This window comes from Hydrogenophaga sp., assembly GCF_030373245.1.
Lineage (GTDB): Bacteria > Pseudomonadota > Gammaproteobacteria > Burkholderiales > Burkholderiaceae_C > Hydrogenophaga.
Genome location: NZ_JAUCZF010000002.1, coordinates 150709 through 177434, shown reverse-complemented (window position 1 = coordinate 177434; position 26726 = coordinate 150709). Strand labels below are relative to the sequence as shown.

Sequence of the window (26726 nt, the reverse complement as noted above, 5' to 3'; positions counted from 1 at the left end):
CGGCGGACCACGGATTTGGGTGGTTTTGGTCCAGCTTTTCGAGACCTTCTCGCAACGCCAAGGACGCGACAATCCGCAAATTCGACACAAGTTGCGTCAATTGTGACGGCCAAGTCGTTGATTTACGTTAGATTACGGGTTTATGGCGTCAGTCGATACAGTGATTCAGGACAGTGCTTCCATGGCCTTGCCGGGCTTGGGCCGCGCCTTGGTGTCCGCCGGCAAACTGGGCCAGAAAGCGGCCGAGGACCTGTACAAAAAAGCGCAGGTAGGCCGAACCAGTTTCATTGCCGAGCTGACCAGCTCGGGCGCCGTGTCAGCCTACGACATGGCGCACACGATGGCAGCCGCTTATGCGGCGCCCCTGCTGGACCTGGAAGCTATTGACGTCGAGCGGTTGCCCAAGGGCTTGCTGGACAGCAAGATCTGCCTGGACTACCGCATTGTGGTTCTGAGCAAACGCAACAACCGCCTGATGGTGGCCACCGCCGATCCGGCGGACCAGCAGGCTGCAGAGAAGATCAAGTTCGCGACCCAGATGGGTGTGGACTGGGTGATCACGGAGTTCGACAAGCTCAACAAGCTGGTCGAACTCCAGAACACCAGCGCCAACGAGACGATGGACAACATCATCGGTGGCGACTTCGAATTCGATGAACTGGCGACCGAAGCGATCACCACCGATGCACCGGACAAGTCGTCGGAAGTCGATGACGCGCCTGTGGTCAAGTTCCTCCACAAGATGCTGATCGACGCTTTCAATATGCGCGCGTCCGACCTGCATTTTGAGCCTTACGAACACACCTATCGCGTGCGTTTTCGCGTCGATGGCGAGCTGCGCGAAATTGCTTCACCGCCGATAGCCATCAAGGACAAGCTGGCCTCGCGCATCAAGGTGATCTCGCGCATGGACATTTCGGAGAAGCGCATTCCCCAAGACGGGCGAATGAAGCTCAAGGTGGGTCCAGACCGGGTAATCGACTTCCGGGTCAGCTCCTTGCCCACGCTGTTCGGCGAAAAGATCGTGATTCGTATTCTGGATCCCAGCAGCGCCAAGGTGGGTATCGATGCGCTCGGCTATGAAGCGGAAGAAAAGGAACGCTTGCTTGAGGCCATTTCGCGGCCGTATGGCATGGTGCTCGTCACCGGCCCGACCGGCTCGGGCAAGACGGTGTCGCTCTACACCTGCCTGAACATCCTGAACAAGCCCGGCATCAACATCTCGACCGCTGAGGACCCTTCGGAGATCAATTTGCCCGGTGTGAACCAGGTGAATGTGAATGAGAAGGCCGGGCTGACCTTTGCCGCAGCACTCAAAGCTTTCCTGCGTCAGGATCCTGACATCATCATGGTAGGTGAGATTCGCGACCTGGAGACGGCCGATATCTCGATCAAGGCGGCGCAGACCGGCCACATGGTGCTGTCGACCCTGCACACCAACGACGCTCCGACCACGCTGACCCGCATGATGAACATGGGAGTTCCCACGTTCAACATTGCCTCCAGTGTCATCCTGATCACCGCTCAGCGGCTGGCCCGTCGACTTTGTGCGACTTGCAAGTCACCATTGGATGTGCCGCGCAAGGCCCTCCTGGATGCTGGCTACAAGGCCGAGGATCTTGATGGCAGCTGGACACCCTACAAGCCCGTTGGCTGCTCTGCATGCAACAACGGCTACAAGGGCCGTGTCGGCATCTACCAGGTCATGCCGATCTCGGAGGAGATTCAGCGCATCATCTTGCGGGGTGGCAGCGCACTTGACATTGCCCAGCAGGCGAGCGCCGAAGGGGTGAGGAGCTTGCGCGAGTCGGGCCTGCTCAAGGTGCGGCAGGGCATGACGTCATTGGAAGAGGTGCTCAGCGTTACCAACGAGTGAGCTGAAGCACGAGATACGAACCCGGGGAACCCATGGCCACTGCAGCATCCAAAAGCGTCAAGGACTTTGTCTTCGAATGGGAAGGCAAGGACCGCAATGGCAAACAGGTCAGGGGAGAAACCCGGGCGGTGGGTGAGAACCAGGTATTGGCGGCCCTGCGCCGACAGGGCATCATCCCGGGCAAGGTGAAGAAGCGCCGCATGTCCTCGGGCAAGCGCATCAAACCCAAAGACATTGCCATTTTCACCCGTCAGCTCGCCACCATGATGAAGGCGGGTGTGCCCCTGCTTCAGGCGTTCGATATCGTGGGCCGCGGCAATCCCAACCCCAGCGTATCCAAGTTGCTCAACGACATTCGGGCCGATGTGGAAACAGGGACCTCTCTGAGTGCGGCCTTCCGGAAAAACCCACTGTACTTCGACAGCCTGTACTGCAATCTGGTCGAGGCTGGTGAAGCTGCCGGTATCCTGGAAGAGTTGCTGGACCGGCTTGCGGTGTACATGGAGAAAACCGAGGCGATCAAGTCCAAGATCAAGTCGGCCCTGATGTACCCGATCTCGGTGATCATCGTCGCGTTTGTGGTGGTCGCGGTGATCATGATTTTTGTGATCCCCTCGTTCAAGGAAGTCTTCAGCTCCTTCGGCGCCGACCTGCCTGCTCCGACCTTGTTCGTGATCGCCATGAGCGAATTTTTCACTGAGTACTGGTACCTGATCTTTGGTGGTATCGGCGGTGGCCTGTACTTTTTTATGCAGGCCTGGAGGCGCAACGAAAAGGTGCAGCGCGTCATGGACAGGCTGATGCTCAAGATGCCGATCTTCGGTACCTTGGTGGAGAAATCGGTGATCGCCCGCTGGACGCGCACCTTGGCCACCATGTTTGCGGCAGGTGTGCCTTTGGTGGAAGCGCTGGACTCCGTGGGGGGTGCCTCCGGGAACTCGGTATATGCGATTGCGACCGAAAAAATTCAGCAAGAGGTCTCGACAGGTACCAGTCTGACCAACGCAATGACCAACGCCAACATTTTCCCTTCCATGGTGCTGCAGATGTGCGCCATCGGTGAGGAATCGGGCTCGATCGATCACATGCTGGGCAAAGCGGCGGACTTTTACGAAGCCGAGGTCGATGACATGGTGGCCGGAATCTCCAGCCTGATGGAACCCATCATCATCGTCATCCTGGGCACCATCATTGGCGGTATCGTGGTTTCGATGTACCTACCAATCTTCAAACTGGGTCAGGTCGTCTGATGCTCTCGCTTGAGGTGGCGGACGCAGCGCTGCTGGGTCTGCTGGGTCTGCTGGTGGGAAGTTTTCTCAATGTCGTGATCCACCGGCTGCCCAAGATGATGGAATTGCGCTGGGCCTCCGAATGTGCAGAGTTCACCCGTGCAGACGCTGCTCCCTCGCTGGAGACGCCCGCTGAGCCCTTCAACCTGCTGGTGCCGCGTTCTCGCTGCCCCCACTGCGGCCACCAGATTCGCTGGTTCGAGAACATCCCTGTGATCAGCTACACAGTGCTTCGCGGGCGTTGCCACGGCTGTGCAGCACCCATCAGCCTGCGATATCCAGCGGTGGAACTGGTCTGCGCTGCGCTGTTCGCCTGGTGCGGCTGGCGCTGGGGGCTCGGTTGGGAGGCCTTGATCTGGAGCGGATTCGCCGCTGCCCTGTTGACACTGACCTGCATTGACTGGGACACCACCCTGTTGCCGGATGACATCACACTGCCCTTGCTCTGGGCCGGCTTGTGTGCCGCTGGCCTGGGGTGGATCCACACGCCGCTGACCAGCTCGCTTTGGGGCGCGGTGGCCGGCTACCTATCGCTGTGGCTCGTGTACTGGGCGTTCAAGCTGTTGACCGGCAAAGAAGGCATGGGTTATGGCGATTTCAAGCTTTTTGCGGCCCTGGGCGCCTGGCTGGGCTGGCAGGCCCTGATTCCGGTGATCCTCATGGCCTCGGTCATCGGAGCAGTGGTCGGCATCGCCATCAAGATGTTGGGAAGTCTGCGCGAAGGAGGCTACGTGCCCTTCGGCCCGTTCTTGGCGTTGGCAGGCCTCACTGCCATGATGTTTGGCGCCTCTTCGATCCTGGCGGTCATCGGCCTGTGATCGCTTCGCCGGCCCGCTGCCACAAAATGCGGCTCGGTCTCACCGGTGGCATCGGCAGCGGCAAAAGCACCGTCGCCCGCACGCTGCAGAACCTCGGAGCCGCCCTTATTGATGCCGATGCCATCGCGCGCGCCTGTACCGAGCCCGGCGGCAATGCCCTGCCGGCGATTGCTCAGCGATTCGGACGGGACGCCCTGGCAGCGGACGGCTCCCTGGACCGCACGCGCATGCGCTCGCGCATCTTTGAACAACCCGAACTCCGGCAGGCACTGGAGTCCATCGTGCACCCGCTGGTGGCCGACGAGATTCGTCGGCAGGCCGCTGCCGCGGTCGAGCCCTGCATCGTGTTCGACATCCCGCTGCTTGTGGAATCGCCCCGATGGAGGACCCAGCTAGACCGCGTGGTGGTAGTCGACTGCCTGCCCGCCACCCAGATCGCCCGAGTGCAGGCCCGCAATGGCTGGGCCACGGAGACAATTGAAGCGGCCATTCGCAGCCAGTGCCCACGTACAGGTCGACTGGCCGCGGCCGATGCCGTGATATTCAACGATGGGATCCGTCTGGACCAGCTGCAACAGATCGTGACCCGGATGGCGTGCGGGTTCGGGCTATGATGAAAGTCTTCTCTTATGCCCTGACCTTCTCACCGCCCGTGCACGCCGCCCCGTGATCCTTTACGAATACCCGTTCAACGAGCGCCTACGCACCTACCTCCGTCTCGAACAGCTGTTCCGGCGGTTGGCTGAACTGGTGCCGCGCCACCACCCGCTCGATCACCATTACGCCATCCAGACCATCTTCGAGATCATGGACGTGGCCTCGCGCGCCGACATGAAATCCGACGTGCTCAAGGATATTGACCGCCAGAAGGCGCAGCTCAACGGCTACCGCGGCAATCCAGCCATTTCCGAGCAGGCTCTCGACGAGGTCATTGCACAGCTGGACGACTGCTTCTCGCAGCTCAACCAGCTCACCGGCAAGACCGGCCAGTCGCTGACCGAAAACGACTGGCTGATGAGTATCCGCAGCCGCATCGGCATTCCGGGTGGCACATGCGAATTTGATCTTCCGGCCTACTTCGACTGGCAGCACCACCCGGTCGAGGCGCGCCGGGCGGATCTGAACCGCTGGGTCGCTCCGCTGGAGCCACTGGCCGAGTCCATCGTGCTGTTGCTGAAGATGCTGCGCGACTCCGGATCGCCCCAGAAGGTGGTAGCGCCTGCAGGTCAGTACCAGCAGAACCTGCCGCAGGGCCGCACGTTTCAGTTGCTGCGCCTGCGCATCGATCCGCATGCGGGCTGGATCCCCGAGATCAGTGGCAACCGCCTGATGATGTCGGTGCGCCTGATGCGTCACGGCGAAGACGATCGCCTGCATCCGGCTCAGGAAGACGCCGCTTTTGAGCTGACGCTCTGTGCCTGAGGTCCTCGTGGCTGATCAGAAGCTTGACTCGCTTCCTGCACGGACAGTTCGGTGCCCCGCCTGCAGCGGCCCCAGCCGATTTGCACCCGACAATCCTTACCGGCCATTCTGCGGCGAGAGGTGCAAGCAGCACGATCTGGGCGCATGGGCCAGCGAGCGATTTGCCTTGCCAGAGCAGGCGCCCGACAAAGATCCGGAGTTCGAGCGCAATTAAGTCGTCTCATCCTCGAGCCAGGCCAGCACGGGCACGGTGCCGGGCAACACGGGTTCACAACGCACGGGGAGCCGTTCCCACCGGTAGGCCTGCCCTTCGCGCATCTGCAACTCACCCTGCCAGTCCAGGACCTTGCAAAAATGCAGCCGCACCAGCGCGTGCGGATAGTCCACCAGCTCGTCGCGCCAGGGATGGACGGGGCCGATGGTCACACCGATTTCTTCCTGCAGCTCTCGGCGCAAGGCCTGCTCCACGCTTTCACCCGTCTCCAGCTTACCGCCAGGGAACTCCCAATAGCCTGCATAGACCTTGCCAGGCGGGCGAGAGGTGAGCAAAAACGAGCCATCTCCTGCAATCAACACGCCGACAGCCACATCGACCACCGGCCTGTCTTGCGATGACTGCCGCGCTTGGTCGGCATCGACCATCAGCACAGGACGTTTCATTCAAACGCCGGTGGCGTGGGTGCCCGCGTAATCACGCGCAAACTGGTAGGCCACGCGGCCGCTGCGCGAGCCGCGCTCAAGCGCCCACACCAGCGCTTGCGGTATTGCGCGCTCGATGTCAGCCGCTGGCACCGCAAACGACGTCAGCCACTGCGCCACGATCGCCAGGTACTCATCCTGACTGAAGGGGTAGAAGCTGACCCAGAGACCGAATCGCTCGGAGAGCGAAATTTTCTCTTCCACCACCTCGCCCGGATGTACCTCGCCATCAGCGGTGTGCGTGTAGCTGAGGTTCTCCTTCATGTACTCTGGCAACAGGTGGCGCCGGTTGCTGGTCGCGTAAATCAGCACGTTGTGTCCGGCAGCCGAGACCGAGCCATCGAGCACCGACTTCAGCGCCTTGTAGCCTGACTCACCGTCTTCAAAACTCAAGTCATCACAAAAGACGATGAAGCGCTCGGGCCGATCGGCTACCACGTCGACGATGTCGGGCAGGTCCACCAGGTCGGCCTTATCGACCTCGATCAGGCGCAACCCCTGAGCGTTGTACTCGTGCAGGCAGGCCTTGACCAATGAAGATTTGCCAGTGCCTCGTGCACCGGTGAGCAACACGTTGTTGGCAGGCAAACCCTGCACGAACTGCTGCGTGTTGCGCTGGATCTTGTCCTTCTGGCCATCGATTTCCTGCAGATCGCTCAAGCGCATCGGCGCAACATGGCGCACCGGCTCCAGCACACCGTGTCCGCTGCTTCGCTTGCGGTAGCGATACGCCACCGAGGCCGCCCAGTCGGGCGCACCCAAAGGCTGCGGCAGCACGGTCTCGATGCGATCAATCAGTTGCTCAGCACGAGCCAGCAAACGCTCCAGCGCCACACTCATGATCGGTAGTCGGCGTTGATGGTCACGTAGTCGTGGCTGAAGTCGCAGGTCCACACGGTCTCTGCTGCCTCGCCGCGGCCCAGGCCGATACGCACCAGGATCTCCGCCTGCTTCATCACGCGTTGGCCATCTTCTTCGCGGTAATCGGGGTGGCGCCCGCCACAGGTGACCACGTGCACATCGCCGAGGTGCAGTTCGATTCCGTTCACATCGAGATCGGTGATGCCGGCATAGCCCACCGCTGCCAGAATGCGGCCCAGGTTCGGATCACTGGCGAAGAAGGCCGTCTTGACCAGCGGCGAATGGGCCACCGCATAGGCCGCCAGAAGACACTCGGTGCTGTCGCGCCCGCCTTCCACACGAACAGTGATGAACTTCGTGGCGCCTTCGCCGTCGCGCACGATGGCATGTGCCAGCTGCTGAGCCAGTGGCGCCAGCCCTGCCAGCAGGGCCTTCCCTTCGGCGCTGTCCAGATCGGTCACGGGCGGATGGCCTGCGTGACCGGTGGCCATGACCACGAAACAGTCGTTGGTGCTGGTGTCGCCGTCAACCGTGACGCGGTTGAACGAGACATCGGCCAGGCGACGCGCCAGAGTGTTCATGAGTTCAGGAGCGACGCACGCGTCGGTCGCCAGAAAACCAAGCATGGTGGCCATGTTGGGCCGGATCATGCCCGCCCCTTTGGCGATGCCCGTAGCCTGCACGGTGCGTCCACCGACTGCAAAAACGCAGCTCACCGCTTTGGGCACTGTGTCGGTCGTCATAATGCCGGTAGCGGCATCCAGCCAGCGCTCACCTGAGGCCATCGCACCCTGCGCGGCCGAGGTCAGCGCCGCGGGCAAACCGGCAATCAGTCTGTCAACCGGCAGAGGCTCCATGATCACGCCGGTGGAGAATGGCAGCACCTGCTCGTGAGCCAGGTTCAGGGCACGGGCCAAGGCGCTGCAAGTCTTCTGCGCATTCGCCAGGCCCGACTCACCGGTGCCAGCGTTGGCGTTGCCGGTGTTCACGACAAGCGCTCGAATGCCCAGCCCCGAGGCCAGATGCTGGCGGCAAACTTGGACCGGTGCGGCGGCGTAGCGATTTTGCGTGAACACGGCGCCAACCGCACTGCCTTCGTCAAGCAGAAAGACCGTCAAGTCCTTGCGATTGGCCTTTCGAATCCCTGCCTCAGCCACGCCGATGCGAACGCCGGCTATGGCATGTAAATCGGAGGCCTGGGGCGACGCTAGCGATACGGGCATGTTGAATTTCCGGAAAAAGTGGCCTGGCTCGGACCCGCTCTCAATCGAGCTTGCCGTGGCAGTGTTTGTACTTCTTGCCACTGCCGCAAGGACAAGGATCGTTGCGACCAACCCGCGGCACTTCGGCCACCGCAGCACCACCCTCGCGCACCAACTCTGCATCGCCGGATTCGTTGGGCGCAGAGTAGGTCACGTTGGCAATTTTCTCCGCCCGGTCTTCCAGCTGCTGCGCCGCCTCGCTCACCTGCTCGGGAGACTGCACACGCACATTCATCAGGATGCGCGTCACGTCGTTCTTGACACTGTCGAGCAACTGCCCAAACAGCACAAATGCCTCGCGCTTGTATTCCTGCTTGGGCTGCTTCTGCGCATACCCGCGCAGGTGAATGCCCTGGCGCAGGTAGTCGAGCGCGGACAGGTGCTCGCGCCACTGTCCGTCGATGGTTTGAAGCAGCACGACGCGCTCGAAATTGGTGAAATTGTCCTCTCCCACCTGAGCGACCTTGGCATCAAATACCAGCTTGGCCTGTGCGATCACGCGCTCGACAATCTCCTCAGCGTCGATGGACTCGGCGTCGGACACCCAGGCGGTCACCGGCACATCGACCGCCCATTCTTCGCGAAGTACCTTCTCCAGACCAGGTAGGTCCCACTGTTCTTCGACACTGCCTTCAGGAACGAACTGGTGCACCAGGTCGGTGAAGCAGCCTTCACGCAGCGCATCGATCTGCGCGCGAAGGCTCTGGGCGTCAAGAATGTCGTTGCGCTGCTGGTAAATCACTTTGCGCTGGTCGTTGGACACGTCGTCGTATTCCAGCAGTTGCTTGCGGATATCGAAATTGCGAGCCTCCACTTTGCGCTGCGCGCTTTCGATGCTGCGCGTCACGATGCCCGCTTCGATCGCCTCGCCCTCGGGCATCTTCAGCCTGTCCATGATGGCTCGCACCTTGTCGCCCGCGAAGATGCGCATCAGCGAATCGTCCAGGCTCAGGTAGAAGCGGGAAGACCCCGGATCGCCCTGGCGTCCTGAGCGGCCACGCAGCTGGTTGTCGATGCGCCGGCTTTCGTGACGCTCGGTCGCAATGATGCGCAGACCACCCAAGGCCTTGACCTTGTCGTGGTCCTGCTGCCACTGCTGGCGCAGCGTTTCGATGCGCGCAGCTTTGGCGGACTCGTCCAGTGACTCGTCAGCTTCAATGGCCGCGGTCATCTTTTCCAGGTTGCCGCCCAGCACGATATCGGTGCCGCGGCCCGCCATGTTGGTGGCGATGGTGATAGCACCCGGTCGGCCGGCCTGCACGATGATGTCTGCCTCGCGCGCATGCTGCTTGGCATTGAGCACCTCATGCGGCAGCTTCTCGGCTGCCAGCAGCTCGGCGATGATTTCGGAGTTTTCGATCGACGAGGTGCCCACCAGCACGGGCTGACCGCGCTGCTGGCATTCCCGGATGTCTTCGATGGCCGCGACGTATTTTTCCTTGGTGGTCTTGTAAACACGATCGAGCTGGTCGGTGCGCTTGCTCGGTCGGTTGGGCGGAATCACCACCGTTTGCAGACCGTAGATTTCCTGGAACTCATAAGCCTCGGTATCGGCCGTGCCGGTCATGCCGGAGAGCTTCTTGTAGAGGCGGAAATAGTTCTGGAACGTGATCGAAGCCAAGGTCTGGTTCTCGGGCTGGATCGCCACACCTTCCTTGGCTTCAACGGCCTGATGCAAGCCATCGCTCCAGCGGCGACCCGTCATCAGGCGCCCGGTGAATTCGTCCACGATCACGATCTCGCCACCCTGATTCACATAGTGCTGGTCGCGGTGGTAGAGGTGATGCGCCTTGAGTGAGGTCACGAGATGGTGCATCAGCGCGATGTTGGCCGGGTCGTAGAGCGATGCACCCTCGGGCAACAGACCGGCTTGTGCCAGCAGCGCCTCGGCCTTTTCATGACCTTGTTCGGTCATGTGGATGGTGTGCGACTTTTCATCCACCGTGAAGTCGCCGGGCTTGATCACACCCTCACCGGTACGCGGATCGGCCTCACCTTCCTGGCGCACCAGGCTGGGAATCAAGGCCTTGATCGCCATGTAGACCTGAGTCTGGTCTTCGGCCTGCCCGCTGATGATGAGCGGCGTGCGAGCCTCGTCGATCAGAATCGAGTCGACCTCGTCGACGATGGCGAAGTTGAGCCCGCGCTGCACGCGGTCGCCCGACTCGTACACCATGTTGTCGCGCAGGTAATCAAATCCGTATTCGTTGTTGGTGCCGTAGGTGATATCGGCTTGGTAGGCGGCTTGCTTTTCCTCGCGGGGTGCTTGCGGCAGATTGATGCCGACAGTGAGACCCAGAAAGTTGTAGAGCCGGCCCATCCATTGCGCGTCTCGACTGGCCAGGTAGTCGTTGACGGTCACCACGTGCACACCCTGACCCGTCAGCGCGTTGAGGTAGACCGGCAGCGTCGCGGTGAGCGTCTTGCCCTCGCCAGTTCGCATTTCGGCCACCTTGCCATTGTGCAAGGCCAGGCCACCGACCAGCTGAACGTCGAAGTGGCGCATCTTCATCACGCGCTTGCTGCCCTCGCGCACCACCGCAAAAGCCTCGGGCAGCACCGCGTCCAGCGTTTCGCCGCCGGCGATGCGGCGCTTGAACGCCTCCGTCTGGCCTCTTAGTTCATCGTCGCTGAGCTTCTCAAACTTGGCCTCGAGCGAATTGATGCGCTCGACGGTCTTGCGGTAGGTTTTAAGCAATCGATCGTTGCTGCTACCGAAAATCTTGGTGAGGAGGTTTGTGGCCATGCGGTCGGGCCTGCGCCGGGCGCATCAAGCGTCGGACAGGCAGATAGGGTGGAGTGCTCCAGCGCACGAAACAAGCCCGCCAGCAGGCGGTCAGCCGACACATGCGGACGTTTGCTCGGCATTCAAGCGCAAAAGCGGCATTTTACCTGCCGGGAAAAGTCCCGGCTCTGTCCGCACCCGCTCAGCGCTTGGGAGAGACCGCGGCGGCAGTCAGCGCTTCGCCCGCAGCCAGGAAGGGGCGCGGATCCTGTGGCACGCCGGAGACCAACACCTCGAAGTGCAGGTGAGGACCGGTGGATCGGCCAGTGGAGCCGACCTTGGCGATCTTCTGCCCCCGCTTCACGATATCGCCCGTCTTGACCAGAACCTCCGAGGCGTGGGCGTACCGGGTGATCAGCTCGTTGCCATGGTCCACCTCCACCAGATTCCCGTAAGCATGGTGGTACTCCTGAATCACCACGACGCCCCCTGCAGCGGCCAGGATGGGGGTACCGGTGTCTGCCGGAAAGTCCAGCCCGGTGTGCAAGGCCGAGCGGCCAGTGATGGGGTCGATGCGAAAGCCAAACGGCGAGCCAACACGACCTCCCTGCACCGGTTCCTCGGTCGGCACCAGGCTGCTGCGGATTTTCTGATCAAACAGCCTTGACTCCACCGCGGTGAGCCAGTCCACGCGGGAGTGGGTGCTCATGTCCAGCGAATCCATTTCCCCCTGCAACTCGGCCAAACTGAGGGTGCGATCGCCCACCAGCACGCCTCCGGACCCGGGCAACTTGGGCGGGGTCATCTGCTCCGGCTTCAAACCAGCCAGGCCACCGACTCGTTCACCAAGCGAGTCGATCTGCAGCATGCGCGCCTGTATTTCACCCAGCTTGCGAGCCATGGCATCGAGGTTCTCGCGCATGTAGACCTCTTTGGAGTCCACATCACCCTGCGTCACAATGCGCGCCACCGAGGTGAAGCCGGGCCAGCCCTGGCGCACCCCTTCGAGAAACACCCAGTGGTACGTCGCCACCGAGCCGAGCATCAGCAACACCGAGCTCAGCAAGCCAGCTCCGATCAGCTTCCACCCGTTGAGGTGCAACGCCTGGCTTCGTGCGAGCCAGGCATCCGTGATAATGATGTGCACGATTCACCTTTCCTTTTGGCCTGGCTTGTTGGCCGAGCACCGCATTCATGAGCAACGCACCCCGCCCTCCAGCCATGCTCAGCCTGGAGCAGGCGGTGGATGCGGCGCCGTCGCTGGCTGCCTTGCAGCAGCGCATTCGAGACTCCCAGCGCTACCTGGAACTGGTCAAGCACCAGATCCCTGCCTCGCTGCGCCCACACGTTCAAGCGGGGCCGGTTCAAGACGGCGAGTGGTGCCTGCTGGTCACCAGCGCAGCAGCGTCAAGCAAGCTGAGACAGATGATTCCTGCCTTGCAGCAGGTTCTTACCCAAAATGGTGCGCAGGTTAGCGCAATTCGGATCAAAGTCCAAGCCAGAGGGCGATGAACGGGCTCCTCAGAAGATGCCCGGAACCCGGCCAAGGAGTCTTCAACATCCCTTGGTGCCGCTTATCTGACTCGAACAGATGACCTATCGCTTACAAGGCGATTGCTCTACCAACTGAGCTAAAGCGGCGCGCTTACACCGAAATTTTACTTGACCCGCCTCAGCTGAGGCCTGCGACCACCGCGCGGCGGCGCGCCTGGAGGCGGCGGCTCATCCGGGTTGTGCTCAGGCGCTTCGGCCTTGGAGTCGCTGGGTACGACGTGCAGGCCACCACGCTCGGAGGCCTCGGCGGATGAAGCTTCGGAAGGCCTGGGTGCGGCATTCCCGACAGGCGCGGTTGCGCCGGCCACAGCGGGCGCCGGGAACGCCATGCCTTGCCCATTTTCCCGTGCGTAGATCGCGATCACGTGGTCGATCGGCACCACGATGTCGCGTGCCACACCGCCAAAACGGGCCTTGAATTCGATGAAGTCGTTGCCCAATCGCAGCGAGGTGGTGGCATCAAAACTCACGTTGAGCACGATTTCGCCGTTCTTGACGAACTCCATCGGCACCTGCACAGAGCCGTCCACCTGCACGGCGATGTAGGGCGAGAAGCCGTTGTCCGAGCACCATTCGTGCAGCGCCCTCACCAGGTAGGGGCGGGTGGACGGAGCTTCTTGAGCCGCTGGGGTCATGGTCGTGTGAGTTCGGCACAAGGGGCCAGGCAAGCAAAACCGAGACAGAACCTCACTTACGCATCACCTTTTCCGATGGCGTCAGTGCCTCGATGTAAGCAGGGCGCGAGAAGATTCGCTCGGCGTACTTGAGCAAAGGGGCGGCGTTCTTGCTCAATTCGATGCCGTAGAAGTCCAGACGCCAGAGAAGTGGGGCGATCGCCACGTCCAGCATGGAGAAGTTGTCACCTAGCATGAACTTGTTTTTCAGGAACACCGGCGCAAGCTGGGTCAGCCGATCACGGATGTGCGAGCGGGCCTTCTCCAGCGCTTTCTCATTGCCCTTGGTACTGCGTGCCTCCAGCAGAGAGACGTGGGCAAACAGTTCTTTTTCGAAGTTGAGAAGAAACAGCCGTACGCGGGCCCGATCCACTGGATCGCCAGGCATCAGCTGGGGATGCGGGAAACGCTCATCGATGTACTCATTGATGATGTTGGACTCATAAAGGATCAAGTCGCGCTCGACCAAGATCGGTACTTGACCGTACGGATTCATCACGCTGATGTCTTCGGGCTTGTTGTAGAGGTCCACATCGCGGATTTCGAAGTCCATGCCTTTTTCAAACAGCACGAAGCGGCAACGATGCGAATAAGGGCAAGTGGTACCCGAATACAAAACCATCATGAAAGGGTCTCCTTGAATGCAAAAAACAGTGGATAGCTGTCGCACCGGCTCGGTGCTGCCATCCACTGTGGAATCGATGACGCCCGACCGGGGGATGTAATCCCCGGAAGGCGCCGATCAGGTTACTTGATGTCTTTCCAGAACACTGCGTTCAGGCGCCAGGCGACCACGGTAAACGCGGCAAGAAAGAGCAGGACCCAGACGCCAATGCGCACCCGGCTGTTCTGCGCCGGCTCGCTCATCCACTGCATGAAGGCAACCAGGTCACCCACATTCTGGTCAAACTCCGCAGGCGTCATGGTACCCGGCTTGACCTGCTCCCAGCCCCGCAACACCTCGATCTCCTCGCCGTGACTGGTCACCTTGTTGTAGAGCGGGCGCTGCTCGCCCTGCAATTCCCATAGGGGATTGGGCATGGCCGTCAGCGGGAAGGCCTTGTTATTCCAGCCCGTGGGGGTCACGGGGTCACGGTAGTAGGTTCGCAGGAAGGTGTAGAGGTAGTCAGGCCCTGAATGACCGCCGATCGCGGCGCGAGAACGCGCGACCAGAGTGAGATCGGGCGGGTTCTTGCCGAAGAAGGCCTTCGCATCGGTCGGGCTCATGGCCACCTTCATCGTGTCGCCGATCTTGTCGGTGGTAAAGGTGAGGTTCTCGGCGATCTGCTTGTCGGTCAGGCCGATGTCGCGCAACCGGTTGAAGCGCATGAACGATGCCGAATGGCAGTTCAGACAGTAGTTCACGAACAGCTTGGCGCCGTTTTGCAATGCCGACATGTCGTTGGTGCGTTTCGGCGCCTTGTCCATGGGAATGCTGCCACCCGCTGCCCAGACCGTGCTCGCGAGGCCCAAGGCCAGCGCGAGGCCCAAAATCAGTTTTTTCATGTTGGTAAATCTTTCCGGATTGGCTCTGGCGCGCTCAGTGCGGCTGGAAGGTGACTCGTGTCGGCACCGTCTTGAACTCGCCCAGACGACTCCACCACGGCATCAGCATGAAAAATCCGAAATAGAACAGGGTACCGACTTGCGACACCCGCTCACCCAGCGGGAACGGTGGCAAAACACCGAGGTAACCCAAGACCAAGAAGTTGATCACGAACAGCGTGTAAAGCCATTTGTTCCATGACGGACGGTAGCGGATCGACTTCACTGGACTGTGGTCCAGCCAGGGCAGGAAGAACAGGATGATGACACCACCACCCATGGCCACCACCCCCCAGAATTTGGCATCAGAGCCAACCAGGAGCGGGTTGCTGATCTCCATGCCAAACCAGGAGCCGACCACCGCCGGCACGCCGAACCAGAAGAACAGGAAGGCAACGATGGCCCAGAAGGATAACTTCAACAGGCTGGGCACCTTGCTTCGGTTGACGATCATCAAGCCAAAAACCACCACGAACAGCCAAAGAAATGGCATGAAGGCGGATGTGACCGCACGCAGGATGGAATAAAACGGCGTGAAGTACCAGACCGGAGCGATGTGCAGTGGCGTCACCAACGGATCGGCCGGAATGAAGTTGTTGTACTCCAGGAAAAAGCCGCCGAACTCGGGCGCAAAAAACACGATGGCCGAGAACACCATCAGGAACACCGACACACCCAGGATGTCGTGCACGCTGTAGTAGGGGTGAAACGGAATGCCGTCGAGCGGAATGCCTTTTTCGTCCTTGAGGGCCTTGATTTCGATACCGTCGGGGTTGTTGGAGCCCACTTCATGCAGCGCGATGATGTGCGCCACCACCAGGCCCAGCAGCACCAGTGGCACGGCAATCACGTGGAACGCAAAAAAGCGGTTCAGCGTCGCATCGCCCACCACGAAATCGCCGCGGATCAGCAGCGCGAGGTCGGGACCGACGAAGGGAATGGCAGCGAACAGGTTAACGATCACCTGAGCACCCCAATAAGACATCTGTCCCCAGGGCAGCAGGTAGCCCATGAAGGCCTCGGCCATCAGCACCAGGAAAATGGCACAACCAAAGACCCAGACCAGCTCACGCGGCTTGCGGTAGGAGCCGTAAATCAGGCCTCGGAACATGTGCAGGTATACCACCACAAAAAACGCCGAGGCGCCGGTGGAGTGCATGTAGCGGATCAGCCAGCCCCAGGGCACGTCTCGCATGATGTACTCGACCGACGCGAACGCCACCGGCACGCCAGCAGCGTTGAGATTGGCGTCGGGCTTGTAGTGCATCGTCAGGAAGATGCCGGTGACAATCTGGATGACCAGCACCAGCAAGGCCAGCGAGCCGAAGAAATACCAGAAGTTGAAGTTTTTGGGCGCGTAGTACTCAGCCAGGTGCTCGTTGTAGAGCTTGGAGAGCGGGAACCGGTTGTCGATCCAGTTCAGCGCTTTCTCGGCCACTGGCGCATCGGGTGAGACTTCTTTGAATTCAGCCATGGGAGGGATGCCTCGGGTCGGGATGATCAGGCCTTGTCTTCGCCCACCAGCAAGGTGGTGTCGGACAGGTAAACGTGCGGAGGCACCTCAAGGTTGTCGGGTGCCGGCTTGTTCTTGAACACGCGGCCCGCCAGGTCAAATGTGGAGCCGTGGCAGGCGCAAAGGAAACCACCCTTCCAGTCATCCGGCAACGAGGGCTGTGCGCCAGGCGTGAAGCGGCTCGAAGGTGAGCACCCCAGGTGGGTGCAGATACCCACTGCCACCAGCACGTCGGGCTTGATGGACCGATGGGTGTTTTGCGCGTATTCCGGAGTCGGGTAGGCCGTGCGGGTCGACTTGGGATCGGCCAGCTCAGGATCAAGGCCCTCCAGGGCAGCGAGTTGTTCGGGTGTGCGACGCAGAATCCACACGGGTTTGCCGCGCCACTCCACGACCCGCATTTCACCAGGCTGCAAGGTGGAAATGTCCACCTCCACTGCAGCCCCGGCGGCCCTGGCTTTTTCGGAGGGCTGGAAACTGCTCACGAACGGCACGGCCACCGCAGCGGCGCCAACGCCGCCCATGGCGGCAGAGGTGATCAGCCAGGTGCGACGGCTGCTGTCGACCTTGCTATCGACGGTTGCTTCACTCATGGGGGAACTTTCAGAAACGGGTCATAACTTGGGGCAACCTTGAATTCTACCGGAGGGTGCGAGGCCTCTAGGCGCTTGACGGAGCAATCGACTGGGCTTTTGGGAGGAGCATGGGCACTCACGACACCTTGCGGACAGGCCGTATTTTCACCACGCCGTGTCAGGCTCGTGTAATACTTTAGAATTGTGTGAAAATCCCTGCGAGCGCTGGGGGAGTCCACATCGGACCATCACCATCAGCGCCGACTTACCCATCTCAAAACAACCGGAGGTCCCCATGGGCATGATGCAAGAGTTCAAGGAATTTGCCGTCAAAGGCAATGTGATCGACCTGGCGGTCGGTGTCATCATCGGTGGCGCCTTTGGCAAGATTGTCGGCTCTCTGGTCGATGACGTGATCATGCCCATCGTCGGCGCCATCTTCGGCAACCTGGATTTTTCCAGCCTGTACGTGACCCTTGGTAAAGTGCCTGAGGGCACGGCACCCACGCTCGCCGCATTGAAAGAGGCGGGCGTACCCACCCTCGCCTACGGCAACTTCATCACCGTGGCCATCAACTTCATCATCCTGGCCTTCATCATCTTCATGATGGTCAAGCAGGTGAATCGGCTCAAGCGCGAAACTCCTCCCGCCGCCCCCGCCGCGCCACCGGAAGACGTGGTGTTGCTGAGAGAGATTCGCGACAGCCTGCGCAAGTAATCCACGCGCCCGTCGGGCCAGACAGCCGCTGCACCGTCGCCGGGCAGCGGCTTTTTTCATGGCTTAGGGCTGAATTTGCGGTCAACCATCTGCATCGCCGCATCGATCGCAGCGAGCAGGCTCGCTTCGCTGGCCCGCCCAGTCCCGGCGAGATCGAAAGCGGTGCCGTGATCGGGGCTGGTTCGGACCAGCGGCAGGCCCAGCGTGGTGTTCACGCCGTGCTCCAGGCCCAGCAGCTTGACCGGGATCAGACCCTGGTCGTGGTACATCGCCACCACCACGTCAAACGCGCCTTGCCGCGCCCGCATGAACACCGTGTCGGGCGCGTGCGGACCGCTGGCCTCAATGCCCTCGCTCCGGGCCAGCGCAACAGCCGGTGCAATCGTCTCGATTTCTTCGCGTCCAAACAGCCCCCCCTCTCCCGCATGGGGATTGAGACCGGCCACGGCGATGCGGGCCTGCAACAGACCGCAGCGTTCGAAATGGCGCGCGGTGATGCGGATGGTGTCCAGCACTCGTTCGATGGTGACCGCCTCGATCGCATCGCGCAGGGCCACGTGGATGCTCACCAGCACCGTATTCAGCCCCGGTGCGCTGAGCATCATGCGCACCGGCAGGTCAGCCACCCGCAGGCCCTGAAACTCAGCGGCCAGCGCTTGCAGCATTTCGGTGTGACCCGGATGAGACACACCGGCTGCGGCCAGGGATTCCTTGTGAATGGGCGCGGTCACCAGGGCGGCCGCCTGCCCGGACAGCACCGCGTGGGCACCCCAGGCGATGCACTCGGCCGCCGCCTGCCCGGACAGCGCACTCACCTGGCCCATGGGCGCCGGCGTGGGCATATTGCCGCACGGCACCACGGCCACCGCAAGAGGCAATGCGTTGGCCAGCGCCTGTGCCAGGCTGCCCTCAGCGATTGGGGAGAGGAACGCAGGATCCAGTCCGACCCAGCCTGCCGCCCGCCTCAGTGTTGCCAGATCGCCCACCACCACCAGGCGCTTTCTCAGTTCCGGACGGCGCTGCAGGGCCTGCAGCACGATCTCCGGGCCGATCCCTGCTGGGTCACCCATGGTCACGATCAGCGGAGGCTGCACTTGCTCTGGCGGTGCTGGAGGCATATCGGACACCGTGACCTCAGGCCGGGTTGGGGATATCGATGAACTGGTGCTTCAGGCCCAACTGGCCCGCCACCGCTGCGCCAACAGCCGGTGCGCCATACCGCTCCGAGGCATGGTGACCGCAGGCGATGTAAGCCACGCCGCATTCGCGCGCGTAGTGGGCCTGTGGCTCTGAGATTTCGCCGGTGATGAACACGTCGGCCCCGGCGGCGATGGCGGCCTCAAAGTAGCTTTGTGCGCCCCCGGTGCACAGAGCAACGCGCTGCACCGACCGGCCCGGCTCGGCCACCAGGATGACGTCACGCCCCAACGCCACCTGCACCTGCTCGGCCAGCGCCTGTGCGGTGCACGCGGGATGGTGCCCGAGAAAACCGAGCGACTGGTCGCCAAACCGCCCTTGCTCGGGTGGCATCAACTCGATACCAAGCACTCGGGCCAGTTGGGCGTTGTTGCCCAGTGTCGGATGTGCATCCAGCGGCAGGTGGTAGGCAAACAGGTTGATCTCGTGCGCGAGCAGGCGCGACAGACGTTGCTTCATCCAGCCGGTCACGCGCCCATCCTGACCGCGCCAGAACAGACCGTGGTGCACCAGGATGGCGTCAGCGCCAGCTTCGATCGCCGCATCGATCAGCGCCAGGCTGGCGGTGACCCCGGTTACGAGCTTGTGAACCTCGGGACGTCCCTCCACCTGCAGACCATTGGGACCATAGTCCTTGAAAGCTGCAGGCTGCAGCAGGTCGTCCAGCACCCCCAGCAGTGCTTCGCGCGAAGCCATGGGTGCAAGCGACAAGGGCAAGGATTCGGGAGACGTCATGGCGGTGGCTCGAACTGGACCGGCTCCGCACACTGCAAAGCTCAGCCACTTGCCATTCTGACAGCGCGCAACCAGCAGGTGCGCACCATCGAACCTCCGCGACCTGCTTGAAGAGACTCAGCCCTGATTGCGCTGGGACTCGTCCATCTTGCGGGTGAAGAAGCGGTAGAACCAAACCGCCATGCCCAGCATGAAGGCGATCACGCCGATGCTGAACAAACCGTAATCGGTCGAAAAGAGATCCACCACGGCTTTCATGGCCTGCTCCATTGTTGTCTGCTTGTGAGGCTTTCATTGAATCGGAACCAAGGCCGGTGTGCCTTGACATGCGTCAAGCGCCTTGAACAGCAGCCCGTCGAGACCATATGCAGGACAATCGGACTTTGACGGGGCGCCAGCCCCGCCCGACACGACTCCAAACGAACATGAAACGACTCTGGCTGGTATTCGCACAAACCGTGACCGTGCTGCTCGCGGCCTTCTTCGTGGTCGCTACGCTCAAGCCCGAATGGCTCAACCGCAAGCCGATGGTGGCTTCGGTGGTGCCCGTTCTGGAATCCAGCGGACCCGCCGTACCGATCACCGGCAATGGACTGCAAAGCTTCAGCGCAGCCGCCAAACTGGCCTCGCCCGCCGTGGTCAGCATCAACACCAGCAAGGCGGTGGCCAACAACCCGGCAGCGGCAGATCCTTGGTTTCGGTTCTTTTTCGGCGAGCAAGGGCCATCGCAGCCCCAGGCTGGCCTGGGCTCGGGCGTGATCGTGAGTCCAGCGGGCTACATCCTGACCAACAACCACGTGATCGAAGAAGCCGATGAGATTGAGGTGATCTTGAACGATGGCCGCAAAAGCGTGGCCAAGGTGATCGGCACCGATCCGGAAACCGACCTTGCCATCCTGAAGGTGGAGCTGGATGGCCTGCCGGTGATCACCCTGGGTGATTCGGACAGCCTGGCCATCGGTGACCTGGTACTGGCCATAGGAAACCCGTTTGGCGTGGGACAGACCGTTACCAGCGGCATCGTGAGCGCGCTGGGTCGCACCCAGCTGGGCATCAACACCTTTGAGAACTTCATCCAGACCGACGCCGCCATCAACCCCGGCAACTCTGGCGGTGCCCTGGTGGACATCCAGGGTCGGCTGATGGGCATCAACACCGCGATTTACTCGCGCTCGGGTGGCTCCATGGGCATCGGCTTTGCCATCCCCACCTCAACCGCCAAAAACGTGCTCGAAGCCATCGTGCGCGACGGACAGGTCACCCGCGGCTGGATCGGCGTGGAGCCGCAGGACCTCACACCAGAACTGGCTGAAAGCTTCGGTATTTCCAACAGTCAGGGGGTGATCATCACCGGGGTGCTGCAAAACGGCCCGGCGGCTCGAGCAGGGATCCGTCCCGGCGACGTGATCACCGAGGTCGCGGGGCGACAAGTGGCCAATGTGGCCCAGTTGCTCTCTGCAGTAGCAGCCCTGAAACCCGGCGAGTCGGCCACCCTGGCCATCACTCGCCGCGATGGCACCACGACGCTGGATGTGACACCGGGTCGCCGGACACTGCCGAACCAGACGCGCGCCCGCTGATCGCCGCGGCCTGTTACTTCGGCGATTCGTCGGATTCGACGGGTTTTGAGGCGGTGTTTTTCACGAACCAGTGAGAACCCCAGATGCCCAGCTCATAGAGCAGGCACATCGGCAACGCAAGTGCGAGCTGGGAGATGACGTCAGGTGGCGTGACGATGGCCGCGATGACAAAAGCCACCACGATGAAGTAGCCCCGGAACTCCTTGAGCTGCTTGATCGACACCATGTTCATCTTCACCAGCAGCACCACCACAATGGGCACCTGGAACGCCAGGCCAAAGGCCAGGTACAGGGAGAGGATGGCTTCCACGTAAGAGGCGATGTCGGGCGTCGCCGCCACACTGGCCGGCGTGAACTGCTGGATGAAGCCAAACATCTTGTCGAGCACAAAAAACTGCACAAACGCGATACCCACGTAAGCCAGCAAGCTGCCCAGCGTGATCAGCGGAATGGCAAATTTTTTCTCGTGACTGTAGAGCCCCGGCGCCACGAACGCCCAGACCTGGTACATCCACCAAGGCAGCGAGAGCAGCAGCGCGGCCATGGCCAGTACCTTGATAGGCACAAAAAAGGGCGAAAAGACGCCCACCGCGATCAGCTTGGCATCCGGCGGCATGTGAGCGCGGATCGGCACGGCGATGAGGTCGATCAAACCGCTGGGGCCAGGCCAGACCGCCAGGGCTGCCATGCAGATCGCCAGGCCAATCACGCCGTAAAGCAGCCGGTTTCGCAGCTCCATCAGGTGCTGCACAAAAGGCTGCTCGCTACCGGCGAGTTCGTCGGTCGAATCTTTGGGGTCGGACATCAGCGGGGGGCGGAGGAGGAACGGGGCCGAAAGCGCGCCACACGGGCTGCTCCCGACTGAGTGCGGGTGCGCACGCCAGCACGCGCCTTGAACCACTGGGGCATGGCCTTTTGCTTGATGCGCCAGTTTTTCTTGGGGTGCTTGTAGACCGGGTGAGCATCGGCTCCGATGCTGTTCATAGCGTCGGAGCCGTAATCGTTACCTTCCAGACCAGCAGTGGCTTCGGACCACGACTTCTCGAAATCGCTGGCACTGCTCTGCACCGAGCCCTGCACGTCGCGTGCGGCGGACTCCACCGAGTCCTTCATTTTCTTCAGCTCTTCGAGCTCCATCGACCGATTCACCTCGGCCTTGACGTCCGATACGTACCGTTGGGCCTTGCCCAGCAACGCACCCACGGTGCGCGCCACCCGCGGCAGCTTCTCAGGACCGATGACGATCAGCGCTACCGCCCCGATAAGGGCGAGCTTGGAGATGCCCAGATCAATCATGTGGAGGCCATTCGGAAATCAGAAAGTGCAGGGAGGTGCCGAAGGCCACGCCCGGAGTGCGGGCGGGGTCCGGAGACCGGCTCACTGCTCAGCTTTTCTGTTTGGCCTCAACGTCGATGGTGTTCTTGTCGCCGCTGTTTTCATGCGCGACCTTGGCGGAGGCGCTGGGTGCTGGCGCTTCAGCACCTGACTCAGCCGATTGCCCGCCTTCCTTGATGCCGTCTTTGAAGCCCTTGACCGCACCGCCGAGGTCCGAGCCGATGTTCTTGAGCTTTTTGGTGCCAAAGACCATGACGACGATCAGCAGCACGACGAGCCAGTGCCAAATTGAGAAAGAGCCCATGATTTACTCCAGAGGTAGGTAAGAAGCGCGAGGCGCTTTGCATGGGATTCTAAGCCCGGAGCGGAGTTCACCGCCCCGGCCAAGGTCGGCAAAACCCGCACCGATCAAAGGGCGAGTCCGCGCGAGGCTCAGCAATTGGGTTGCTGCGGTTTCAGCCGCGTTGCCAGGGCCTCGCCCCACCCATGACGTGCACATGCAAATGGTGCACCTCCTGTCCGCCTTCCGTGCCGGTGTTGCACACCATGCGAAAGCCGCCATCAGGATACGGATTGCAGCCCGCCTCAGCGGCCAGTTGAGGCGCCAGCACCATCATGCGCCCCATGAGACCCACATCCTGCGGAGTGAGTTGTGCCATGGACGGGATATGGCGCTTGGGCACCAGGAGAAAGTGCACCGGCGCCCAAGGGTGGATGTCGTGGAAAGCGAACAGCTCGTCGTCCTCGTAGACCTTTCTCGAGGGAATCTGACCCGAGATGATTTTGCAGAACAGGCAGTTGGGATCGTGATCGCTCATGGGTCGAGAACGGGGGAGGTCAGGTCGGCAGCGACTGGCTCGCATTCATGCGCACCATGCCTTTGACAATGCGGTAGAGGAACCAGATGGAGATGATGGCCCAGGCGATCGCGCCGGGCAGGTAGAGAAGCAGAAACAGCGGGAAGGTGACCACATAAAAGAAACCTGCCCACAACACAGTGCGGATGCGCCAGGAAAAATGACTGGCCTGCCAGGTGCCCTCAGCATCGGACTTTTTCACCAGATCGATGATCAGCGCCACCACAAGCAGGCCAGCGCCGACTTGCGCGCCCGGGATCACCGCTGCCACCGCAACGATCAGGTGCAGCAGGTAGCTGATCCAGCCCACGGTCTTCAGAGACTGCGCTTTTTCGCTGTCGATTGAGGACACGTCAATGATGTCGTTCATGGTCTGTTCCTGTTGTTTGCCGGGGATCATCCACCTGATTCGCGCGCCAAGACCTTGCGCAACGCCTTCTCTTCGAGGCCACTCAGACCTTCGCGACGCACCAGTTCTGCCACCACGTCGGCTGGCTGCTTGTCGTAATGGGCCAGCGCGATCATGCAATGAAACCAGAGATCGGCCACTTCGTTGACCAGCTTTTGCGCATCGCCATCGCGGTCACAATCTTTGGCGGCCATGACCACCTCGGTGGCCTCTTCTCCGATTTTTTTGAGAAACGCGTCCGGTCCCTTGTGAAGCAGGCGCGCCACGTAACTCTTGTCCGGATCTCCACCCCGCGCTGGCTTGCGGCTTTCAATCACCTCGGCGAGGCGGGCCAGATCATCTTGGGAAAGTTGCGGCGCCGTCATTTGTAAATCGATTCGGGGTCTTTGAGCACCGGCTCCACAGCACGCCACTGCCCGTTGTCATGTTGTTGGTAAAAGCAGCTGTGTCGACCGGTGTGACAGGCGATGCCAGGTTCGTGGCCCTGCTGGGTGACTTTGATCAGCACCACATCATGGTCGCAATCCAGACGGATGTCGTGCACCGTCTGCACGTGGCCAGATTCTTCACCCTTGTACCAAAGCTTGCCGCGCGAGCGGCTGAAGTACACCGCGCGCCCGAGCTCGGCGGTTTTGCTCAGCGCCTCGCGATTCATCCAGGCGAACATGAGCACGTCGCCAGTGGACGCCTCCTGTGCAATCACGGGCACCAAACCCTGCGAATCCCATTTCACCGCGTCTAGCCAATTCATGCCGGGAATCTAACATGGCCTTTGATCAAGCCGGGGGGCAGCCTGCAAACGCGGTTAGCATGCCATCAAGCCGGGCGGTTTGTCATGAACCCGCGCCGACTGCACCGAGGAAAAACCATGAGTCTGCGTACCCTGATGCTGGTAGCCCTGATCTTACTGATGGCGGGCTTTGTTGCACTCAACTTCGAGGCCATCGTGCAACCCAACACCCTCAACCTGGGTTTCTCGGAAATCCAGGCGCCACTGGGCCTGGTGATGCTGGGCATGATTGTGGCTTTGCTGGTGGTGTTCCTGCTGGCCCTGGTTTACTTCCAGACCAGCCACCTCATGGAAGTGCGACGCATCACCCGCGAAGCCAGCGAGCAACGTCAACTGGCCGACAGGGCTGAGGCTTCGCGCTTCACCGAGTTGCGCGAACTCCTGCGCACCGAGATGCAGGCCGTCGCCGCGCGCGACGCCGAGTTATCGAACCAGTTGATGCAGAAAATGGATGCGGTGCGCGCGGGCCTGGCCGAGACCATTGAGCTCACAGGCAACGGGCTCGGCGCCAGCCTGGGCGAACTGGAAGACCGTTTCGTGCGCCAGTTCCCCCCAACCGACCGGAGCTGAGGCGCCGAAGGCAACCCTGCGCCCCTCCTCGCTGATTTCAGCGCCGCACCGGAATGCCGCGTTCAGCCATGCGCTGCTTGGCCTGCGCAATGGTGTACTCGCCGTAGTGGAAGATGCTGGCAGCCAGCACGGCGTCGGCATGCCCATGTTGCACCCCATCGGCGAGGTGGTCGAGGTTGCCCACTCCCCCTGAAGCGATCACCGGCACGTTCACCGCATCGGCCACGGTGCGGGTGAGGTCCAGATCAAAGCCTGCCTTGGTTCCGTCGCGGTCCATGCTGGTGAGCAAGATTTCACCGGCACCATGTTCGGCCATCTTCCGGGCCCAGGCCACCACGTCCAGGCCGGTATTCTGGCGGCCGCCATGGCTGTAGACATCCCAACCTTCACCACGATCCAACATGTCGTTGCCAAAGCGACGCTTGGCGTCGATGGCGACCACGATGCACTGCGAACCGTACTTATCGGACACCTCACGGATGACCTGGGGATTGGCGATGGCCGCCGAGTTGAAGCTGGTCTTGTCGGCGCCCGCATTGAGCAGGCGGCGCACATCGTCCACGGTGCGCACCCCGCCGCCCACGGTGAGCGGGATGAACACCTGGGACGCCACCGCCTCAATGATGTGCAGGATGAGATCGCGCCCGTCGCTGGTGGCGGTGATGTCGAGAAAGGTCAGCTCATCAGCGCCCTGCTCGTTGTAGCGCGCAGCGATCTCCACCGGGTCGCCCGCATCGCGCAGCTCGACGAAGTTGACGCCCTTGACGACACGGCCGCCGGTCACGTCAAGGCAGGGAATGATGCGTTTGGCGAGCAAATCGAGGACCTCAATGAAGATGAAAGTTCGGCCGAGATCGGTACTGAGTCCATGTCGGCGCGGATCTGGCTGCGCCAGTCTGCAGCCAACGCCCCATTGAGGGGGTGACGCCGAAGGCGGCGCGCAGGCGGGTCAATCGCTATCCGTTGAGTTCGTCAGCGAGCTGTTGCGCCGCCTCAAAATCAAGATCGCCGCTGTAGATAGATCGGCCGCAGATGACACCCTCCACGCCTTCTTCTTCCACCTCGCAGAGCTTGCGGATGTCATCCAAATTCGAAAGCCCTCCCGAGGCGATGACGGGAATGGTCAGTGCCTGGGCCAGCTTCACCGTGGCCTCGATGTTGATGCCACTCAACATGCCGTCTCGGCCGATATCGGTGTAGATGATGCCCTCAACACCGTAGTCTTCAAACTTTTTGCCCAGGTCGATCACTTCGTGGCCGGTCAGCTTGCTCCAGCCATCGGTGGCGACCTTGCCTTCTTTGGCGTCCAGACCGACGATGATGTGGCCGCCAAAGGCGGTGCAGGCGTCTTGCAGAAAGCCGGGGTTTTTCACCGCCGCCGTGCCGATGATCACGTAGCGAAGGCCAGCGTCCAAGTAGCGCTCGATGGTGTCCATGTCGCGGATGCCGCCGCCCAGCTGCACATCCACCTCGGCACCGATTTCCTTCAGGATGGCGCGGATCGCTTGCTCGTTCTTGGGCTTGCCAGCAAACGCGCCATTCAGATCCACCAGATGCACGCGTCGCGCACCCTTGTCGACCCAGCCGCGCGCCACGGCGGCCGGGTCTTCACCGAACACGGTGGATTGGTCCATGTCGCCCTGCTTGAGGCGCACGCACTGGCCGTCTTTGAGATCGATGGCGGGGATCAGCAGCATGATGGTGTGGTGGTTGAACGGAAGG

The 26726-nt window shown here is 61.4% G+C and carries 32 protein-coding genes and 1 tRNA gene; 10 read left to right on the top strand and 23 right to left on the bottom strand.

Features of this window, described 5'->3' with window-relative positions; genetic code table 11:
* Nucleotides 1-142: 142 nt before the first annotated feature.
* The 6 genes from pilB to QUV25_RS06230 are packed head-to-tail and all read left to right on the top strand — an operon-like array spanning nt 143 to nt 5619.
* Nucleotides 143-1876, top strand: coding sequence for a type IV-A pilus assembly ATPase PilB (pilB, locus tag QUV25_RS06255; protein ID WP_300862425.1), 1734 nt, complete (start codon nt 143-145; stop codon nt 1874-1876).
* A 32-nt stretch (nt 1877-1908) separates the two neighbouring features.
* Nucleotides 1909-3126 (top strand): type II secretion system F family protein, encoded by a 1218-nt coding sequence (locus QUV25_RS06250; protein ID WP_300862422.1) that lies wholly within the window; start codon nt 1909-1911, stop codon nt 3124-3126.
* The gene (locus QUV25_RS06245; protein ID WP_300862419.1) at nt 3126-3983 is read left to right on the top strand and encodes an A24 family peptidase; all 858 of its coding nucleotides are present in this window, start codon (nt 3126-3128) and stop codon (nt 3981-3983) included. The genes QUV25_RS06250 and QUV25_RS06245 overlap by 1 nt, the downstream gene beginning before the upstream one ends.
* Nucleotides 3984-4009: 26 nt before the next feature.
* Complete coding sequence (gene coaE / locus QUV25_RS06240; protein WP_300863065.1) at nt 4010-4597, top strand: dephospho-CoA kinase; 588 nt, start codon at nt 4010-4012, stop codon at nt 4595-4597.
* Nucleotides 4598-4649: 52 nt separating this feature from the next.
* Nucleotides 4650-5405 carry a cell division protein ZapD gene (gene zapD / locus QUV25_RS06235; RefSeq protein ID WP_300862417.1) on the top strand — a complete coding sequence of 252 codons (756 nt, stop codon included), beginning with the start codon at nt 4650-4652 and terminating at the stop codon, nt 5403-5405.
* Between the two features lie 7 nt (nt 5406-5412).
* The gene (locus QUV25_RS06230; protein ID WP_300862415.1) at nt 5413-5619 is read left to right on the top strand and encodes a DNA gyrase inhibitor YacG; all 207 of its coding nucleotides are present in this window, start codon (nt 5413-5415) and stop codon (nt 5617-5619) included.
* Here QUV25_RS06230 and QUV25_RS06225 read toward each other — a convergent pair.
* The 5 genes from QUV25_RS06225 to QUV25_RS06205 all read right to left on the bottom strand — a co-directional run bounded on the left by QUV25_RS06225 (nt 5616) and on the right by QUV25_RS06205 (nt 12099).
* Complete coding sequence (locus QUV25_RS06225) at nt 5616-6065, bottom strand: NUDIX domain-containing protein (RefSeq protein WP_300862413.1); 450 nt, start codon at nt 6063-6065, stop codon at nt 5616-5618. The genes QUV25_RS06230 and QUV25_RS06225 overlap by 4 nt on opposite strands.
* The gene (locus QUV25_RS06220; protein ID WP_300862411.1) at nt 6066-6944 is read right to left on the bottom strand and encodes an ATP-binding protein; all 879 of its coding nucleotides are present in this window, start codon (nt 6942-6944) and stop codon (nt 6066-6068) included.
* A complete protein-coding gene (gene argJ, locus QUV25_RS06215) occupies nt 6941-8188 on the bottom strand; it encodes a bifunctional glutamate N-acetyltransferase/amino-acid acetyltransferase ArgJ (protein WP_300862409.1) in 1248 nt (415 codons plus the stop codon). Before argJ ends, QUV25_RS06220 begins: the two co-directional genes overlap by 4 nt.
* Nucleotides 8189-8228: 40 nt before the next feature.
* Complete coding sequence (gene secA, locus QUV25_RS06210; protein WP_300862407.1) at nt 8229-10973, bottom strand: preprotein translocase subunit SecA; 2745 nt, start codon at nt 10971-10973, stop codon at nt 8229-8231.
* A 181-nt stretch (nt 10974-11154) separates the two neighbouring features.
* Nucleotides 11155-12099, bottom strand: a complete 945-nt coding sequence (locus tag QUV25_RS06205) for a M23 family metallopeptidase (RefSeq protein WP_300862404.1) — start codon at nt 12097-12099, stop codon at nt 11155-11157.
* A gap of 74 nt (nt 12100-12173) precedes the next feature.
* Here QUV25_RS06205 and QUV25_RS06200 point away from each other — a divergent pair, with 74 nt between their 5' ends.
* The gene (locus QUV25_RS06200; protein ID WP_300862401.1) at nt 12174-12464 is read left to right on the top strand and encodes a DciA family protein; all 291 of its coding nucleotides are present in this window, start codon (nt 12174-12176) and stop codon (nt 12462-12464) included.
* 53 nt (nt 12465-12517) lie between these two features.
* Here QUV25_RS06200 and QUV25_RS06195 read toward each other — a convergent pair.
* From QUV25_RS06195 to petA, 6 genes are all read right to left on the bottom strand, one after another.
* Nucleotides 12518-12593: transfer RNA gene (locus QUV25_RS06195), tRNA-Thr, on the bottom strand.
* 17 nt (nt 12594-12610) lie between these two features.
* The gene (locus QUV25_RS06190) at nt 12611-13141 is read right to left on the bottom strand and encodes a ClpXP protease specificity-enhancing factor (protein ID WP_300862399.1); all 531 of its coding nucleotides are present in this window, start codon (nt 13139-13141) and stop codon (nt 12611-12613) included.
* Nucleotides 13142-13193: 52 nt separating this feature from the next.
* Nucleotides 13194-13805 (bottom strand): glutathione S-transferase N-terminal domain-containing protein, encoded by a 612-nt coding sequence (locus tag QUV25_RS06185; RefSeq protein WP_300862397.1) that lies wholly within the window; start codon nt 13803-13805, stop codon nt 13194-13196.
* Between the two features lie 122 nt (nt 13806-13927).
* Nucleotides 13928-14686, bottom strand: coding sequence for a cytochrome c1 (locus tag QUV25_RS06180; RefSeq protein WP_300862395.1), 759 nt, complete (start codon nt 14684-14686; stop codon nt 13928-13930).
* Between the two features lie 34 nt (nt 14687-14720).
* Entirely contained in the window at nt 14721-16199 is a 1479-nt protein-coding gene (locus QUV25_RS06175; RefSeq protein ID WP_300862393.1) for a cytochrome b, read from the bottom strand.
* A gap of 26 nt (nt 16200-16225) precedes the next feature.
* Nucleotides 16226-16831, bottom strand: a complete 606-nt coding sequence (gene petA / locus QUV25_RS06170) for a ubiquinol-cytochrome c reductase iron-sulfur subunit (protein ID WP_300862391.1) — start codon at nt 16829-16831, stop codon at nt 16226-16228.
* Nucleotides 16832-17108: 277 nt separating this feature from the next.
* Between petA and mscL the strand changes: the two genes are divergently transcribed.
* Complete coding sequence (gene mscL / locus QUV25_RS06165) at nt 17109-17531, top strand: large conductance mechanosensitive channel protein MscL (RefSeq protein ID WP_300862389.1); 423 nt, start codon at nt 17109-17111, stop codon at nt 17529-17531.
* A gap of 56 nt (nt 17532-17587) precedes the next feature.
* Here the strand turns inward: mscL and pdxA are convergent, their stop codons facing one another.
* The 3 genes from pdxA to QUV25_RS06150 all read right to left on the bottom strand — a co-directional run bounded on the left by pdxA (nt 17588) and on the right by QUV25_RS06150 (nt 19721).
* Complete coding sequence (pdxA, locus tag QUV25_RS06160; RefSeq protein WP_300862387.1) at nt 17588-18649, bottom strand: 4-hydroxythreonine-4-phosphate dehydrogenase PdxA; 1062 nt, start codon at nt 18647-18649, stop codon at nt 17588-17590.
* A gap of 16 nt (nt 18650-18665) precedes the next feature.
* Nucleotides 18666-19424, bottom strand: coding sequence for a Nif3-like dinuclear metal center hexameric protein (locus QUV25_RS06155; RefSeq protein WP_300863064.1), 759 nt, complete (start codon nt 19422-19424; stop codon nt 18666-18668).
* 156 nt (nt 19425-19580) lie between these two features.
* Nucleotides 19581-19721, bottom strand: coding sequence for a DUF3149 domain-containing protein (locus tag QUV25_RS06150; RefSeq protein WP_300862384.1), 141 nt, complete (start codon nt 19719-19721; stop codon nt 19581-19583).
* Nucleotides 19722-19888: 167 nt separating this feature from the next.
* Here QUV25_RS06150 and QUV25_RS06145 point away from each other — a divergent pair, with 167 nt between their 5' ends.
* Nucleotides 19889-21043 carry a Do family serine endopeptidase gene (locus QUV25_RS06145; RefSeq protein WP_300862383.1) on the top strand — a complete coding sequence of 385 codons (1155 nt, stop codon included), beginning with the start codon at nt 19889-19891 and terminating at the stop codon, nt 21041-21043.
* 13 nt (nt 21044-21056) lie between these two features.
* Here the strand turns inward: QUV25_RS06145 and tatC are convergent, their stop codons facing one another.
* From tatC to hisI, 7 genes are all read right to left on the bottom strand, one after another.
* On the bottom strand, nt 21057-21848 hold the full coding sequence (gene tatC / locus QUV25_RS06140; protein WP_300862382.1) for a twin-arginine translocase subunit TatC: 792 nt from the start codon (nt 21846-21848) through the stop codon (nt 21057-21059).
* Nucleotides 21848-22339 (bottom strand): Sec-independent protein translocase protein TatB, encoded by a 492-nt coding sequence (gene tatB / locus QUV25_RS06135; RefSeq protein ID WP_300862381.1) that lies wholly within the window; start codon nt 22337-22339, stop codon nt 21848-21850. Before tatB ends, tatC begins: the two co-directional genes overlap by 1 nt.
* A gap of 88 nt (nt 22340-22427) precedes the next feature.
* A complete protein-coding gene (gene tatA / locus QUV25_RS06130) occupies nt 22428-22682 on the bottom strand; it encodes a Sec-independent protein translocase subunit TatA (RefSeq protein ID WP_300862379.1) in 255 nt (84 codons plus the stop codon).
* Between the two features lie 151 nt (nt 22683-22833).
* Nucleotides 22834-23196 carry a histidine triad nucleotide-binding protein gene (locus tag QUV25_RS06125; RefSeq protein ID WP_300862376.1) on the bottom strand — a complete coding sequence of 121 codons (363 nt, stop codon included), beginning with the start codon at nt 23194-23196 and terminating at the stop codon, nt 22834-22836.
* Between the two features lie 19 nt (nt 23197-23215).
* A complete protein-coding gene (locus QUV25_RS06120; RefSeq protein ID WP_300862374.1) occupies nt 23216-23605 on the bottom strand; it encodes a hypothetical protein in 390 nt (129 codons plus the stop codon).
* A 26-nt stretch (nt 23606-23631) separates the two neighbouring features.
* Nucleotides 23632-24009: a phosphoribosyl-ATP diphosphatase gene (locus QUV25_RS06115; protein WP_300862373.1), complete on the bottom strand. Its 378-nt coding sequence runs from the start codon at nt 24007-24009 to the stop codon at nt 23632-23634.
* Nucleotides 24006-24404 carry a phosphoribosyl-AMP cyclohydrolase gene (gene hisI / locus QUV25_RS06110; RefSeq protein WP_300863063.1) on the bottom strand — a complete coding sequence of 133 codons (399 nt, stop codon included), beginning with the start codon at nt 24402-24404 and terminating at the stop codon, nt 24006-24008. The genes QUV25_RS06115 and hisI overlap by 4 nt, the downstream gene beginning before the upstream one ends.
* Before the next feature lie 108 nt (nt 24405-24512).
* Here hisI and QUV25_RS06105 point away from each other — a divergent pair, with 108 nt between their 5' ends.
* Nucleotides 24513-25004 carry a LapA family protein gene (locus QUV25_RS06105; protein ID WP_300862371.1) on the top strand — a complete coding sequence of 164 codons (492 nt, stop codon included), beginning with the start codon at nt 24513-24515 and terminating at the stop codon, nt 25002-25004.
* Between the two features lie 37 nt (nt 25005-25041).
* Here QUV25_RS06105 and hisF read toward each other — a convergent pair whose 3' ends face one another.
* Entirely contained in the window at nt 25042-25821 is a 780-nt protein-coding gene (gene hisF / locus QUV25_RS06100; RefSeq protein WP_300862370.1) for an imidazole glycerol phosphate synthase subunit HisF, read from the bottom strand.
* Nucleotides 25822-25960: 139 nt separating this feature from the next.
* On the bottom strand, nt 25961-26701 hold the full coding sequence (gene hisA / locus QUV25_RS06095) for a 1-(5-phosphoribosyl)-5-[(5-phosphoribosylamino)methylideneamino]imidazole-4-carboxamide isomerase (protein ID WP_300862369.1): 741 nt from the start codon (nt 26699-26701) through the stop codon (nt 25961-25963).
* Nucleotides 26702-26726: the final 25 nt, after the last annotated feature.

Excerpts from the sequence above, each read along its gene's own strand:
- pilB (WP_300862425.1), top strand. The coding sequence starts at position 143 with ATGGCGTCAGTCGATACAGTGATTCAGGACAGTGCTTCCATGGCCTTG.
- QUV25_RS06250 (WP_300862422.1), top strand. The coding sequence starts at position 1,909 with ATGGCCACTGCAGCATCCAAAAGCGTCAAGGACTTTGTCTTCGAATGG.
- QUV25_RS06245 (WP_300862419.1), top strand. The coding sequence starts at position 3,126 with ATGCTCTCGCTTGAGGTGGCGGACGCAGCGCTGCTGGGTCTGCTGGGT.
- coaE (WP_300863065.1), top strand. The coding sequence starts at position 4,010 with ATGCGGCTCGGTCTCACCGGTGGCATCGGCAGCGGCAAAAGCACCGTC.
- QUV25_RS06225 (WP_300862413.1), bottom strand. The coding sequence starts at position 6,065 with ATGAAACGTCCTGTGCTGATGGTCGATGCCGACCAAGCGCGGCAGTCA.
- QUV25_RS06220 (WP_300862411.1), bottom strand. The coding sequence starts at position 6,944 with ATGAGTGTGGCGCTGGAGCGTTTGCTGGCTCGTGCTGAGCAACTGATT.
- argJ (WP_300862409.1), bottom strand. The coding sequence starts at position 8,188 with ATGCCCGTATCGCTAGCGTCGCCCCAGGCCTCCGATTTACATGCCATA.
- secA (WP_300862407.1), bottom strand. The coding sequence starts at position 10,973 with ATGGCCACAAACCTCCTCACCAAGATTTTCGGTAGCAGCAACGATCGA.
- QUV25_RS06200 (WP_300862401.1), top strand. The coding sequence starts at position 12,174 with ATGCTCAGCCTGGAGCAGGCGGTGGATGCGGCGCCGTCGCTGGCTGCC.
- QUV25_RS06190 (WP_300862399.1), bottom strand. The coding sequence starts at position 13,141 with ATGACCCCAGCGGCTCAAGAAGCTCCGTCCACCCGCCCCTACCTGGTG.
- QUV25_RS06185 (WP_300862397.1), bottom strand. The coding sequence starts at position 13,805 with ATGATGGTTTTGTATTCGGGTACCACTTGCCCTTATTCGCATCGTTGC.
- QUV25_RS06180 (WP_300862395.1), bottom strand. The coding sequence starts at position 14,686 with ATGAAAAAACTGATTTTGGGCCTCGCGCTGGCCTTGGGCCTCGCGAGC.
- QUV25_RS06175 (WP_300862393.1), bottom strand. The coding sequence starts at position 16,199 with ATGGCTGAATTCAAAGAAGTCTCACCCGATGCGCCAGTGGCCGAGAAA.
- petA (WP_300862391.1), bottom strand. The coding sequence starts at position 16,831 with ATGAGTGAAGCAACCGTCGATAGCAAGGTCGACAGCAGCCGTCGCACC.
- mscL (WP_300862389.1), top strand. The coding sequence starts at position 17,109 with ATGGGCATGATGCAAGAGTTCAAGGAATTTGCCGTCAAAGGCAATGTG.
- pdxA (WP_300862387.1), bottom strand. The coding sequence starts at position 18,649 with ATGCCTCCAGCACCGCCAGAGCAAGTGCAGCCTCCGCTGATCGTGACC.
- QUV25_RS06155 (WP_300863064.1), bottom strand. The coding sequence starts at position 19,424 with ATGGCTTCGCGCGAAGCACTGCTGGGGGTGCTGGACGACCTGCTGCAG.
- QUV25_RS06150 (WP_300862384.1), bottom strand. The coding sequence starts at position 19,721 with ATGAAAGCCGTGGTGGATCTCTTTTCGACCGATTACGGTTTGTTCAGC.
- QUV25_RS06145 (WP_300862383.1), top strand. The coding sequence starts at position 19,889 with ATGAAACGACTCTGGCTGGTATTCGCACAAACCGTGACCGTGCTGCTC.
- tatC (WP_300862382.1), bottom strand. The coding sequence starts at position 21,848 with ATGTCCGACCCCAAAGATTCGACCGACGAACTCGCCGGTAGCGAGCAG.
- tatB (WP_300862381.1), bottom strand. The coding sequence starts at position 22,339 with ATGATTGATCTGGGCATCTCCAAGCTCGCCCTTATCGGGGCGGTAGCG.
- tatA (WP_300862379.1), bottom strand. The coding sequence starts at position 22,682 with ATGGGCTCTTTCTCAATTTGGCACTGGCTCGTCGTGCTGCTGATCGTC.
- QUV25_RS06125 (WP_300862376.1), bottom strand. The coding sequence starts at position 23,196 with ATGAGCGATCACGATCCCAACTGCCTGTTCTGCAAAATCATCTCGGGT.
- QUV25_RS06120 (WP_300862374.1), bottom strand. The coding sequence starts at position 23,605 with ATGAACGACATCATTGACGTGTCCTCAATCGACAGCGAAAAAGCGCAG.
- QUV25_RS06115 (WP_300862373.1), bottom strand. The coding sequence starts at position 24,009 with ATGACGGCGCCGCAACTTTCCCAAGATGATCTGGCCCGCCTCGCCGAG.
- QUV25_RS06105 (WP_300862371.1), top strand. The coding sequence starts at position 24,513 with ATGAGTCTGCGTACCCTGATGCTGGTAGCCCTGATCTTACTGATGGCG.
- hisA (WP_300862369.1), bottom strand. The coding sequence starts at position 26,701 with ATGCTGCTGATCCCCGCCATCGATCTCAAAGACGGCCAGTGCGTGCGC.